This is a genomic window from Mycoplasmopsis agassizii (assembly GCF_002276225.1).
GTDB lineage: Bacteria > Bacillota_I > Bacilli_A > Mycoplasmatales > Metamycoplasmataceae > Mycoplasmopsis_B > Mycoplasmopsis_B agassizii_A.
In genome coordinates, this window is the sequence record NZ_NQNY01000014.1 from 1 (window position 1) to 13,698 (window position 13,698).

Below are 13,698 nucleotides of genomic sequence, written 5' to 3' on the forward strand. Positions count from 1 at the left end.
AATAATAAAAATGAACTTTCGAATGAAAGTCCATTAAAATAAAAATGTAAGAGTTGCAGTTATTAGAACACTCTAGGAAATAGCCTCAAATGTAGGCTATTTTTAGTTCTGTGAGCAACTATTTTCAAAATAATTCAAAATTAATAGAAAAATCTTAATTTACAAGTTTTCTATTATAATTTACCTACAATTTTTAGTAAGGAAGACTATGATTAAAAATAAAAGAGGAAAAAGTTTCTTAAAACTTGCATTGATTGCAAGTAGTTTTACAATTGTAGCAACAGCAATTTCATGTAGCACACCAAGTAATCCATTGGTTCTGACTCCGATTGATATTAATGCTGCTTCAATTCTTATTAAGGCTGAAACAAGTTACAAAGTACAAGAAAGTATTATTGCTAAATCACCTTCAGTTATTAAAACTGAATTAGATACACAAGAAAAATTGAGAACAGCATTCGGTTTAAACGAACTTGTATTAGGTACTTACAATTTAACTTTAGCAATTAAAGATCCTGATGATGTTGAAGGTAAGTTAAAACTTTCTGTTAGAGTAGCAAATGCAACTAATGTTGATACAGCAAGTAAAGACCTAGAAATTAGTGGGTTTTTAAAATTTACTAGAATTGATCTTGATGCTATTGTTACTAAAATAAATTCAACAGTTGAAACTGCACGTGCATCAATTAGTAAAAAAATTACTAGTGAACAATTCAAAAATCTTGTTTCAGATATTTTTAAATTTGAACAATATTTCAAAGCATCAACAAATATTGATAATGTAACTTTTGAAAATTATGAAGTTACAACTGAAGCGCAAAAAGCAACTATCAAATTTGAAATTAAACAGACAAATGTTCCTGCAAATAAGAAAAGTTTAAGTTTTGAATTTACTAATTTTTCTGAAGTTAATCAGGATGAATTAGCAACCACAATTTACAATTCTTTAAATAATCAAACACTTGATATGGAAACATCTATAACTAGAGAAGCATTTAAAAATTCAATCATAATTGAAGAAAATCAAATCAAATTAAATGATGCTTGAAGTGATAATTTTAAAACTAAAATCGGTGAATTTAATAAGTCATTAAAATCTGTTCAAGACTTGTCTTTTAGTTTTAAAGATGAAGAAAATGATAACTTAACTTTTAGTCTAACTTATAAATTTAATGATGCCGATTATTCAGCAATTTTAAAGTTAAATAATTTCAGAACAGAAGCAGAACAAAAAGAAATTACACATAAATGAAAACTGGAAAATGACAGTGATTATAAAGCATTTTATGATGTCCTAAATTCTATTAAAACTGCTGATTGAAATTTAAATTCAATTTGAAATAAACAAAAATATTTAAGTTATTTTGAAACCTTAAATCCTAATGGATCTATTAAATTCTTAAATACAGAAAAACTAGAAATATTTTCTAAATTTGTGATTAGCGAAAAGAGCAAAAATATTCTAAAAAATTCATTTATTAAAAACGTAACTTTAACAAATGATAAAGATGTTTTAAGAGCAGAATTTTTTGTAATTAGTGAAAACGGATTGAATGAAAAAGTTAATGTAATTTTAAATTTTGGAGCATCTTCACCTGCACCTGAGTTAAGTCAAACGGCAACCGAAATCATCGCATTTTTCGATACTTTCGAATCAAAATTCATTACTTTTGATATTCAGTTAAGAAGCAATAATGAACTAGAAGTTAAATCATTTTATGAGCGAATTAAAACGCTTGAAGGCGATGTTTTATTAAATGCTTTAAAAGAAGAATCTGGTGAAGCAGGTAAGGGTAGAATTGATCAAATTTTAGTTGATAAAACAGAGCGAGAATTACAACTAGAATTAACTGACAATAATCTAAAACTTTACCTAACATTAAAATTAAATGGACTATCTAGAAAATACATTTTTACAGTAACAGGTTTTGGTGAAGGACTAAATGATCCAAGCCAAGTTCAAACCAATTTTTCATTATGAAAATTAAAATTAGAGGTTTTCTTACTTAGAAATTTACACCTAAAACAAGGTACAGTAATTAGCAACTTTTATCAAGAACTTTTGGCTAAAAGTAGTGCTGAAAGATTAGACATAATTAAAGGTTTAATTAGTGATCAAGCAACTAAAGATTTATTTGATAAATATGATTTAAAGGTGACAACTATTTCTTATAATGCAAGTGATAAATTAACATGAAATATGTTAAAAGTGAACCTAGAATTTAACAACATAATTACTAATAAAAAAGAAACATTGACCTTAACTTTAGAGTCGGATTATAGTGATGTAGTTGTTTACAATGTAATTCAAACACGTGTAAATTTCTTTGCAAATAAAACCTATACAATTGCCAAAGATGTTTCAAGTTATATTTTCAAACAAGAAATTGATAACCGTTATACTAATGGTACATACATTATTGATGCAATTGCAATGTATTTAAACCCAAGAGATCAAGTTGAATTTAGATCGCTTGCACAGTCACCTTTTACAAAGTTTGAATTTGCAATTGATACTAAAGATAAAACAACAATCAATATGACAGTAACTGCTCAACTTGATAAAATTATTAAAACTTTTACAATTAAAATTACTGGATTTAAAATCTAAAAATTATGAACTTCAATTTAGAAGTTCATTTTTATTTTTGATTTTGTAATTAAAAAAGCAAAATAAAAATCTGCCTAGAAGCAGATTTTTTGAATTAATTTGGAAGTGATTTTCTTAAAGTGAAGTTACCGTTTTCAAAGTAAACTACATAGAATAAATCTTGCTTCATTGATGTATTAACTATTTCAAAAGCAAGTAATGATTCAATTTTATCTTGAATAAAGCGTTTAATAGGTCTTGCTCCAAAGTTGTCATTGAATGCTTTTTTAAGCATTTCTTGCACCACACTTTCATCAAATGAAATGTGATAGTTATTCATAATTAAACGTTGTGCAACTTTAGCTAATTCTAACCTAGCAATTTCTTCTTTAACTTCAATTGTTAACTTATTAAAAGTAATAATTGAATCAATTCTGTTAACAAATTCAGGTCTAAAGAATTTATTTAAAGCTTCTTGCACTTCTACTTCACTAGCACCTGCATGGGCTAATTCAGCAGTTAAATTACTTGTCATGATGATGATTAAGTTTTTACAGTTAATTTCTCTGCCCTGTGCATCAGTTATACGACCTGAATCAAGCATTTGTAGGAAAATATTAACTACATCAGGATGAGCCTTTTCAATTTCATCAATTAATAAAATTGAATAAGGTTTTCTTCTTATTTTTTCAGTTACTTGCCCACCTGATTCATAACCAATATAACCAGGAGGAGAACCTATAATTTTAGAAACTGAATGTTTTTCCATGTACTCTGACATGTCTAAACGAATTAGGTCATTTTCGCTTGAAAATAGTTGAGCAGCTAAGGCACGACTTAATTCTGTTTTACCAACACCTGAAGGACCTAGGAATAAAAATGAACCAATTGGCTTATTTAAGTCATTGATATTTGCTTTATTACGCATGATGATACGATGTATCTCTTTAATTGCTTCATCTTGACCTTTTATTGTTTTAGCCAATTCTTTGTCAAGATTGAGAATTTTTTCGCGTTCATCTTTTAATAATTTTGTTGCAGGAATGCCTGTTCAGTTAGAAATTACGATCATAATTTCTTCACGAGTTACCTTATTTTTAATCAGTCTTTCTTCACTATTTTCTAAGGTTTTTTCTAGTTCAAGTTTTTCTTGCTCTAGTTTAGGAATATCTCGATATTTGATTTCAGCAGTCTTTCCATAATCAGCAATACTGTTATAGTAGTCCATTTGATGGTTTAAATCGTATAGTCTTTCTTGATATTCAGCTAGTTTATCCATTTTAGATTTAGCTGCTTTTCAAGCTTTTTCCTGAGTTGAAAAAGTCTCGTTTAACTTAGTTAATTCAGTATTAATTTCCTTAATACGTTTTTCATGTTTAGTACTATCGCTTGAATTTAAAGCAACTTTTTCCATTTCTAAACGAGCAATTTTTTCTTTAATTTCAATTAAAGGTAGAGGCTCATAATTCATCTCAACTTTAATTGCTGAAGCAGCTTCATCAACTAAATCAATTGCCTTATCAGGTAAAAAGCGATCGGCGATATAACGGTCTGACATTTGCGCAGCAGCCACTAATGCTTCATCATCAATTTTAACTTTATGAAATGATTCAAAACGATCTTTGATCCCTCTTAAAATTGTAATTGTGTCAGTAACTGATGATTCATTGATTAAAATTTTTTGCATTCTTCTTTCAAATGCAGGGTCAGTTTCAATGTATTTTTTATACTCTTTTAAAGTTGTTGCACCAATCATATGCATTTGTCCTCTAGCTAGCATTGGCTTTAACATCTGTGCTGCATCAAGTCCTGATTCAGCACTGTTTTTACCCATACCGTTTAACATATGAATCTCATCAATAAATACAATAATGTTGCCATTTGCTTCATTAATTTCTTTTAATAGGTCTTTCATACGCTTTTCAAATTGACCTTGATAAGAAGCACCTGCGATAATTGATGCTAGATCAATTTCATAAACTTCTTTACCTAATAAATCAATAGGAACTTGCTTTTCAACAATTTTTCTTGCTAAACCTTCAACTAAAGCAGTCTTACCAACTCCAGGATCTCCCACTAAAACTGGGTTATTTTTGCTTTTTCTGCTCAAAATTCTAATAATTTCACGAATTTCACTGTCTCTGTTAATAACTGGCTCAAGTTTATTGTCTCTTGCTAGTTGAGTTAAGTTACGAGCATATTTTTCTAAAGGTTTACGATTATCTGTTTCTGTAAATGTTGCGTTCATGTTTTCTCCTTAATAATTTTATCTAATAAAAGTATTTTAGCACTCTAATGCCTAGAGTGCTAAAAATTAAATAAAATTATTTTCCGTTGATTCAAGTATCTTTAAAATTGTCATAAAGATCCTGATTATTAACGTTTTTAAGGATTAATGTCTCCTCAAGAACTTTCAAAATAATATCGCCATAAAATAGTTGCGCAACACGACTAGATAAAGCATTCACACGGCGTTCTTGGCTAAGTGAAGCAAATCTAAGAACAAGGCGATTTTCAGTATTAGTGATCTTAGTATTTTCAGTTATTAATAAAACTTTAATTTTGAATTTTTCTGCAATTTGAATAATGTAGCGATTTTCTTTTGAAGAAACAGTTTTAGAAAACATGATGCACATGGTTTCTTGAAGATATTTATTTCTTAAGGATAAAATAACTTCATGTACGCTATTTGAAACGTGACTTTCAAAACCTAAAGTAGCAAGTCCTTGCCCTAATTCTCTAGCAACTGAATAGGATGAATGAATTCCAAAAACTAAAATACTTTTAGTTTTATAAATTCATTTAATTGATTTTTCAAGTAGTTCAATATTGATCATTTCATAATTATTTTTAATTGCAAAATAATAATGGTTAAAAACCTGATTAGCTTTTTTTACTAGTCCACTCATTTGGTCATCGGGAGAATGAGTGGCAATTGATGTATTTAATTCTGCTACATAAATTTTGAAAGATTGATAGTTGTTGTGGTTTAGTTTTTTAACTAGTCTAGAAACTGAACCTGTTGCAATTTTTAATTCATCTGCAAGTTGGTTAATAGGCATTTTTAAAAATGTCTCAGTGTTATGTTCGATAAAATCTAACAGGATAATTTCGTTTTTACTTAACTTGATCCCGTCACGATTAGTTAATTTAATCATATTTGGATACCTCTTTTTTGCTTTAAACTTGAAATTATTTCAAGTTTTTAAATATTTATCCTAAATATTTTAAATTAATTATAAAAAAATTTTTATTTTTTATTTATTAAAGTTAATTGAATGATAATTAAAAGGAAAGGGGGATGATATAGATTAATAAAGGAAAAGTTAAAAATTTATATTGAAATATGAAAAATAAACTAAACAAGCCAAGTTTTCAGTTTTTTGTTTCTTGTCAGGCTCTCGAAGATGAACCTTTATTTGGAAAAACGACAATGCTTAAAATGGCAACAGCCGCAATTCTAGGTGGTGCTGATGGCATCAGAACTAGCCAGATAAATAACATTAACCTTATTAAAAAGAATTTCCCACAGGTACCTTTAATCGGTTTAATTAAAAGAGAATACGATAATAGTGATGTCTACATTAGTGCGACTTTAAAAGAGCTTAAAGCCTTAATGAGAACTGAAGCTGAGTATCTAGCAGTTGATGCAACGATGCGTAAGCGGCCTAAAGAAACCTTAGAAGAATTAGTTACTTACTTTAATACTAACAATCATAAGCAACAAATTTTGCTCGCTGATTGTTCAACCATTGAAGATGTAAAAAATGCCTTAAAACTAGGTATTAAATACATTGCAACTACTTTAAGAGGGGCAACAACTGAAACCAAACAATTTTCAAATACTGAAAATGATTACCAATTTATTAAAGATTGCGAAAAACTTGTTCATCAAAATGGAGCTTTTTTAATTGCAGAAGGTGGACTTAATCATCCAAAAGATTTAAAAGCAGCCAAAGCAATCGGTTGTGATTTTGCAGTTGTTGGATCAGCAATTACAAGACCACGATTTATTACAAGGCAATTTATCAAAGAATCCAGCATATAAGACGGGGTACAATGAAAATAGAAGTATATAAAAACTATGAATTAATGAGCGAAAGAGCTGCAGAGATTATTACTAATTTAGTAATGGAAAAACCTGATGCAAAAATTGTTTTTGCAACAGGCAATACCCCAGTTGCTACTTATGAAAAGTTAGTACGTAACTATCAAAAAAACTTAGTTTTTTTTGAAGAAGTAAAGTCATTTAACCTAGATGAATATGTAGGTTTAGATGAAACTGACAAGCACTCTTTTAGATATTTTATGAACAAACATTTGTTTGATCATATTAATATCAAAAAACGCAATATTGCGTTTCCTAAAGCAATCGATATGTCACTTGAAGCATTAAATAAATATGATCGAAAAATTGATAAAGTCAAAACTTTTGACTTATTAATTATGGGAATAGGTACAAATGGGCATATTGCCTTTAATGAACCTTATACTGATTGAGATCTTAGAACCCATTTTGTCTCTTTAGATCGTAATACTCTAAAAGACAATTTTGGTGATGAAAACGCACGCATTAACCGTGCAATTACAATGGGCATATCTGATATTTTAAAAGCTAAACAAATTATTGTTTTAGCAAATGGCAGTAAAAAAGCCAAAATAGTAAAAACTATTTTAAACGCTAAAGTAGGTGATTTAAAAATCCCTGCAACTGCTTTACAACAACATAAAAACGTTACACTTATTCTAGATCAAGAAAGTGCAGCGGGAATAGAGGCCAAAAATGATTATCGACAAGTTGAGTAATTTATCAAGATATAAAAGTATTGATAAAAACTTTGCTAAAGCCGTGGAATATATTGAAAAAACTGACCTATCAAAATTAGGTTATGGAAAATTCGAAATTTCAGGTTCAGACATCTTCTTATTAAAAATGGAAGTTGATACATATGACTATGAATCTTCACAATATGAAGTTCATAACGTTTATGCAGACTTACATATTTCTCAAGATTCTGATGAAGTGCACTTCTTTGAAAGAGGTGAACTAATGGAGCGTACCAAAATGGAGTACGACAAAAATGGTGATGTTGCTTTATATGAACTTGATTCAACTAGAAATAAATTGCAACCTCTTGTAGGTGAATTTATTTTCTTTTGACCAGGTGAAGCGCACGCACCTAAAACAACTGATAAGATCCGTAAAATGGATAAAATCATTATCAAAATTAATACAGAAAAAAGATAGGAAAATTCTATGAAAAATAAAAAATACAGTGGTTTATTTGCAGCAATGATCACTCCTTTTGATGAAAAAGGTAAAGTAAAATTTGATGCCATCCCTTCAATTGTTAAATATATGATCGAAGTACAAAAACTAGATGGTCTTTATGTTACAGGTTCAACTGGAGAATTTTTATTAATTTCAGTTGAAGATCGTAAAAAAATCTTTGATATCGTTGCTAAAGAAGCAAAAGGTAAAATTACTTTAATTGCCCAAGTAGGAACATTAAATTTCGACGAAATTTTAGACATGGCACACCATGCTAAAAAAGCAGGATTTGATGCTATTAGTGCAATTAGTCCTTACTATTTTGGCTTTAGTTTTGATGAAATTAAAAACTACTATCAAAGCATTTCCGACAATGTCGACATTGACTTATTCCCTTATTATTTACCTCAATATGCAGGTGGAAAAATGTCAGCATCACAATTTAGTCAGATCTTAAAAATCAAAAACGTAGTTGGTGTTAAATATTCAGCAGGGGATCCATTTATGTTTGAAAGACTTATTAACAGTGACCCTGATAAAGTTTACTTCTGAGGTAGCGATGAAGTTTTAATCTATGGAGCAGTAATTGGAGCAGATGGTTATATCGGTTCAACTTATAATGCTAATGGATTAGGAGCACGCCGTATTTTAGAAGCTTATGAAGCTCGAGATTTTGTTAGAGCTAGAGAATTAATTCACGAATACAATGACTATGTTGAAGATGTTGTAGGTAATGGTTTAATGACAACCTTAAAAGCTTTATTACGTCTAGATGGGCTTGATGCAGGAATTAGTAAACATCCTTTTGCTAAAAAAGATGACGATGCATTACTAAAAAGAGCACGAGAAATTAAATCTAAATATCTAGATAAAAAATAAACTAAAATTTAATAAGGAATTGCAAAATTCCTTATTTTATAAAATTAAAAAAATGAGTAAAAAATGAAACATGTATTAGCTTTTGATATCGGTGGTACCCATATCAAATACGGTGTGATTAATGAAAAACTAGAATTTAAAGTTAAAAATTTTATTGTCACTAAAATTGAAACTATCATTGAAGATTTGCTTGATATTGCTTTAAGTATTTTAAAGCAATATCCTGAAATTAAAGATATAGCAATTTCTTCGACAGGCATAGTTGATTCAAAAACTAAAAAAATTATTAATGCTAATGGTGATTTTAAAAACTATATTGGTACTGATTTTAAAGTAATTGAAGAAAACTTAAATGTTAATTTAATTTTATTAAATGATGCCAACGCAGCAGCATATGCTGAAGTTGAAAATAGTGATGAGCGTTTTGCCATGATTACTTTTGGTACAGGTGTAGGTGCAGGGATAGTTTTTAATAAAACTTTGCAAGTATCGAAAAATGGTTTTGATGGAGAATTTGGCTATTTAATTCATAATCATAAAATGGTTAATGATTCACTTAGTTTTAGTAAGTTTAATGAACTTAGTAAACAAAAATTTAACTTTGACTCTAATAGCACTAACGAGTTTAAAAATTCCTATTTAACTAACCATGAATTTAAAACCTTTGTTGATAACTATCTAGATGAAATTGCTAGTTTTTTATTTAACATCATCGTAACATTAAACTTAGACAAAATCTATATTGGTGGTGGCATTAATCATATTAGTCATGAAGCAAAACAAGCTTTAATCAACAAATACAATGCTTTAAAAAATAAGACATTTTTTAAAGCAGACATTGTTTTTTCTAACCATGGAAATTCTGCCGCTTTAATCGGTTTAGCAAAGCAAATTTTGCACAGTAAAAAATCTTAAAATTTTTTACAATTTTAAAAGTTATGTATATAATTAAAAAGCCTTTAAAACAATAAGGCTGTAAGCCCGGGTGGCGAAATAGGTAGACGCAAGGGACTTAAAATCCCTCGGTAGCAATACTGTGCTGGTTCAAGTCCAGTTCCGGGTACCAAAAGCGTCGTTAGCTCAGAGGTAGAGCAAATGGCTTTTAACCATTGGGTCATAGGTTCAAATCCTATACGATGCACCATATCATTTTAATGATCACAAAATGTCCTTTAACTAGGACATTTTTTTATTGTTTTTATGGTGTTTAGAATAATTCTTTCTAAAAATATGTTAAACTAATTTAGTTGAAAAAATGCCCGTGTGGTGAAATGGCAGACACAGTTGACTCAAAATCAACCGCGAAAGCATGCTGGTTCGAGTCCAGTCACGGGCACCATATAATTAGAATAATGACCTTGAACACTCTTATATAAATAAGAGTGTTTTTTTATATTCGAAAGTTACCTGAAATTGTCAAAACTAACTACCTGTATATGGTTTCAGGGATTTTTTGAAGTTAAATAAACCTTAAAATATCATTTATTAAATTGTACAATTACTGCCTTTATGACACGTTAAACTATATGCTGAATTGTAATATCTAGCTCAATCAGAAAGGTTGGGAAGATATTTTTTTATAATATCATATAGTATGTTGTATAAACGATTAGGTATTCAAGAAAGATTTGCAATTCAAATACTTTTGATAGAAGGAAATAACATTACAGAAATATCTAGAAAACTAGATAAAGATAAATAGTTATCTATTTTTCCTCTCTACAAAATGAAGGCAATGTTGTTAAACTTTTATCTGAAACTAATAATATAAATGTTACTTTTAAATTGAATTTTAAAAAGGAAAATCCAGGTAATTAAATTAATAAACTTATAGATTTTTTGAAACAAAAAGCTAGTTTAATTAAAAACTAACTTTCTTTATAAAATATTTCTAGAAAATTAAAAGTTACTTTGTGACAAAATATTTTCTGTATCCGGTAAATTTATTTTTTTGTTAATTTGACTAATAATAGCCTTTAGTACTGGTATTGATACTGAATTTCCAAATTGTTTATATGCCTGGTTAACATTAGGGTTAATTTTAAAATCTTCGGGAAATCCTTGTAATCTAGCACATTCTCTTGGAGTTAACTTTCTGATTCTACCATTAATATAATAAGCACCTGTTCTTGAAGCAGAACCCCCACCGTTGGCTGAAAGAGTGATTCCAATCCCGTTGATGTCATAGATTCTGTCACCTTGACTGCCATTATTTATAGTCCCGATTCTTACTATTTTTTTAATAGGCTTATTTGCAAACTTATTTTCATTTAATGAAAATTGCTTATTATTGATAAATAATTTATTGTCAATTTGTTCTTCATTTTCTAAGACATCTCTAACTACAGAAATTTTATTTGAAGGTTTTGGAAATTCAAAATTTTTTACATTCAAATCGTTTCTGAAACAAACGAAATATAATCTTTTTCTTGACTGTGCTACCCCAAAATCACTAGAATTTAATTCATTTATGAATACTGAATAATTTTCTTTTTCAAGTAGTTTAATCATCAAACTTACTGTAACTGAATTATTGTGTTTAGCTAAATTTGCTACATTTTCTAGGAATATTATTTTTGGGTTATGGTATTTAATAATACGAATTATGTCAAAAAATAAAGTGCCTCTCGTATCTTCAAATCCTAATTGTTTTCCAGATATGCTAAAGGGTTGACAAGGAAATCCTGCAGCCAAAATATCATGGTATGGAATAGTGCTTTCATCAATTTTAGTTATGTCACCGTGTGGAAATTCACCATAATTATTATGGTATGTTTGTTTGCAAAATTTATCTATTTCTGAAGAAAACACGCATTTTGCACCATAACTTTGAAGAGCTTGTCTAAAACCACCTATTCCTGCAAATAGGTCTATAAATGTAAAATTAGCAAGGTTTTTCATTACCTATTCTCCTTATAAATTTTAGTTTATTAACATTATATTTTCATATTAACGTAATGTAGAATTAAGGTTAAATTAAATGTTTCTAAACTAGAAAAGAAAATTTTAAAAATTAATTCTCAATAGCTTCAGTTAACTAAGATATTTATAGAAACATTTAAATTTTCAATTTTATTTGTTAAATATTTTTTCTAAGCAACCATTTTTTAGGTCGTTCAAATTAAATAAATTAGAAACATTACTAAATGCTTTTTCCATTAATTTTTTCATATCTTTTCAAGCTGAGCCATCAGTTATTCATATAAATTCAAAACCATCATTTAATTTTACATGGTTGTTTAATTCAATGAATCTCTCGGTTTCACTTATTGGTTTAGTTCCAAGTGTATTATAAAAATTTACTTCTATAAAATATGTTTTATTTTTTCCTCATACAATAAAATCAAAGATTTTACTATTACCTTTTCCATTAATTGAAGTAAATAAATCTGTTCCAAATCATTCTCTGAAATTGCGCAAAGACACCTGACTTTCATATTTAAAATGTGTTTTTTGAATTTCTGATTCTACAACCTTTTCCATAACAGATCCTGTGCGATTTTTTCTTGCATTTGTGTCTAGACCTACTTCAATTCCTAGTACATAGTCGGGAACACTGGAAATTAAATGATTTTCTAACAAATCGAACAATCCCGTATTTTTCATAAATTCGATATATTTTTCGATTGGATAATTGGGCTCTTTAAAATCAAAATTCATAACTTCATCATTATGTCTTACACTTAGTTCTCTTTCTCGTTTTGCCAGTAAAATCGGAAGTGAGGTTAAAACTTCAGGATATTCTTTTAATAGATTTTTGAAGTCATTTTCAATATTTTTACTTCCTATTAAACTATTTAAAATATTTAAATGAACTTTAATCTTTCTCAAATTTTCATAGGCTTTAGGAAAATCAGTATAGTAGGTTCAATCTACTATACAACTAGTGAAAGTATCAATTCATTCTTCAAAATCTCTATTTTTCATCTTTATTTAAATCCAAAAAGCGATTTTTAGTAAGTTCAAGATATTCTAATTCGTTATCGATTCCTATGTATTTGCGACCTAATTTGCTTGCAGCAATTCCAGTTGTTCCTGAACCGTTGAAGCAATCTAAAACTAGGTCATTTTCTTTTGTGCTAGCTAAAATCAAGCGTTCTAAAACTGAAAGTGGTTTTTGAGTTGGGTGTTTTCCAAATTTTTTCTCAGAAGGTGTTGGTAAGTTTAATAACCAAACATCTTTCATTTGCTTACCACCATTGATCTCTTTCATTAACGCATAATTATAAAAATGTTTACCCTTAGTTTTGGCAGTAAGTTGTTTTCTTGCTCAAATAATTGTTTCAGTTGAATTAGTAAAAGATCTACCTGCTAAATTAGGTGTAGGGTTTGGTTTTTGTCAGGTTATATTATTAATAATTGAATAACCTTCAAGTTCTAAAGCAACTCCAACTGTATAAATATTATGATATGTACCACTAATTCAGATAGTACCATCATCAGTTAAAACTTCTCGACATAGTCTTAATCATTCACGGTTAAACTCTAGTTTTTCTTCAATCGTTTTAGTTTCATCTCATTTACCTTTATGATTAACTACTTGTTTACCACTATGACAACTGATGCCATTATTACTTAGAAAATAGGGAGGGTCTGCAAAAATCATGTTTACTGATTTAGGTTCTAAGGTTTTTAAAATCTGAAATGAATCACCTTGAAAAAGTTTGAAATTTTCAGCTTCAAAAAACACATTTTGATCTGTAAATGTGTTTTTAAAAATAGGTTCTTGAACTGATTTAGTCTTTGTAATCATCTTAAAATAACTCCCTCTATATTAATAAAATTATTAGTTTCTCTAATCTCTCTTTGTCATTATATCTTTTTTAAAAGTGCTCGTTAATAAAAACTTAACTTTTATAAAGTTAGTAAAAATGCTAACAAATAAAAGTTAAAAGCTCATCCAAATTAAGCAAGTAACCCTTAACTTCCAAATTAATTTGATTAAATTAGCAAATTA

General features: G+C 28.5%; 12 protein-coding genes and 3 tRNA genes. 10 read left to right on the plus strand and 5 right to left on the minus strand.

From position 1 onward, the window contains the following. Window positions 1-208: 208 nt before the first annotated feature. Window positions 209-2,611 carry a hypothetical protein gene (locus CJJ23_RS03865; RefSeq protein ID WP_095335045.1) on the plus strand — a complete coding sequence of 801 codons (2,403 nt, stop codon included), beginning with the start codon at window positions 209-211 and terminating at the stop codon, window positions 2,609-2,611. 94 nt (window positions 2,612-2,705) lie between these two features. Here the strand turns inward: CJJ23_RS03865 and CJJ23_RS03870 are convergent, their stop codons facing one another. Both CJJ23_RS03870 and CJJ23_RS03875 read right to left on the minus strand, forming a co-directional pair. Next, on the minus strand, window positions 2,706-4,838 hold the full coding sequence (locus tag CJJ23_RS03870) for an ATP-dependent Clp protease ATP-binding subunit (protein ID WP_095335046.1): 2,133 nt from the start codon (window positions 4,836-4,838) through the stop codon (window positions 2,706-2,708). Window positions 4,839-4,914: 76 nt separating this feature from the next. Continuing rightward, window positions 4,915-5,748, minus strand: a complete 834-nt coding sequence (locus tag CJJ23_RS03875) for a MurR/RpiR family transcriptional regulator (protein WP_095335047.1) — start codon at window positions 5,746-5,748, stop codon at window positions 4,915-4,917. A gap of 188 nt (window positions 5,749-5,936) precedes the next feature. Here CJJ23_RS03875 and CJJ23_RS03880 point away from each other — a divergent pair, with 188 nt between their 5' ends. The 9 genes from CJJ23_RS03880 to CJJ23_RS05000 all read left to right on the plus strand — a co-directional run bounded on the left by CJJ23_RS03880 (window position 5,937) and on the right by CJJ23_RS05000 (window position 10,443). After that, window positions 5,937-6,638 (plus strand): N-acetylmannosamine-6-phosphate 2-epimerase, encoded by a 702-nt coding sequence (locus tag CJJ23_RS03880; protein WP_095335048.1) that lies wholly within the window; start codon window positions 5,937-5,939, stop codon window positions 6,636-6,638. 11 nt (window positions 6,639-6,649) lie between these two features. Beyond that, complete coding sequence (locus CJJ23_RS03885) at window positions 6,650-7,396, plus strand: glucosamine-6-phosphate deaminase (protein ID WP_095335049.1); 747 nt, start codon at window positions 6,650-6,652, stop codon at window positions 7,394-7,396. After that, window positions 7,374-7,838, plus strand: a complete 465-nt coding sequence (locus CJJ23_RS03890; protein WP_095335050.1) for a YhcH/YjgK/YiaL family protein — start codon at window positions 7,374-7,376, stop codon at window positions 7,836-7,838. The genes CJJ23_RS03885 and CJJ23_RS03890 overlap by 23 nt, the downstream gene beginning before the upstream one ends. 9 nt (window positions 7,839-7,847) lie before the next feature. Then, window positions 7,848-8,741 (plus strand): N-acetylneuraminate lyase, encoded by an 894-nt coding sequence (locus CJJ23_RS03895; protein ID WP_095335051.1) that lies wholly within the window; start codon window positions 7,848-7,850, stop codon window positions 8,739-8,741. A gap of 63 nt (window positions 8,742-8,804) precedes the next feature. Then, complete coding sequence (locus CJJ23_RS03900) at window positions 8,805-9,656, plus strand: ROK family protein (RefSeq protein WP_095335052.1); 852 nt, start codon at window positions 8,805-8,807, stop codon at window positions 9,654-9,656. A 64-nt stretch (window positions 9,657-9,720) separates the two neighbouring features. Further along, window positions 9,721-9,807 (plus strand) — tRNA-Leu (locus CJJ23_RS03905). Window positions 9,808-9,810: 3 nt separating this feature from the next. Beyond that, window positions 9,811-9,885, plus strand: a tRNA-Lys gene (locus CJJ23_RS03910). A 113-nt stretch (window positions 9,886-9,998) separates the two neighbouring features. Continuing rightward, window positions 9,999-10,080 (plus strand) — tRNA-Leu (locus CJJ23_RS03915). Window positions 10,081-10,335: 255 nt separating this feature from the next. Next, window positions 10,336-10,443 (plus strand): helix-turn-helix domain-containing protein, encoded by a 108-nt coding sequence (locus CJJ23_RS05000; RefSeq protein WP_143823639.1) that lies wholly within the window; start codon window positions 10,336-10,338, stop codon window positions 10,441-10,443. Window positions 10,444-10,640: 197 nt separating this feature from the next. Here CJJ23_RS05000 and CJJ23_RS03920 read toward each other — a convergent pair whose 3' ends face one another. The 3 genes from CJJ23_RS03920 to CJJ23_RS03930 all read right to left on the minus strand — a co-directional run bounded on the left by CJJ23_RS03920 (window position 10,641) and on the right by CJJ23_RS03930 (window position 13,494). Then, window positions 10,641-11,642: a DNA cytosine methyltransferase gene (locus CJJ23_RS03920; protein WP_095335053.1), complete on the minus strand. Its 1,002-nt coding sequence runs from the start codon at window positions 11,640-11,642 to the stop codon at window positions 10,641-10,643. A gap of 171 nt (window positions 11,643-11,813) precedes the next feature. Continuing rightward, a complete protein-coding gene (locus CJJ23_RS03925) occupies window positions 11,814-12,668 on the minus strand; it encodes a type II restriction endonuclease (RefSeq protein WP_095335054.1) in 855 nt (284 codons plus the stop codon). Then, window positions 12,658-13,494, minus strand: a complete 837-nt coding sequence (locus CJJ23_RS03930) for a DNA-methyltransferase (RefSeq protein WP_095335055.1) — start codon at window positions 13,492-13,494, stop codon at window positions 12,658-12,660. Before CJJ23_RS03930 ends, CJJ23_RS03925 begins: the two co-directional genes overlap by 11 nt. Window positions 13,495-13,698 lie beyond the last annotated feature (204 nt).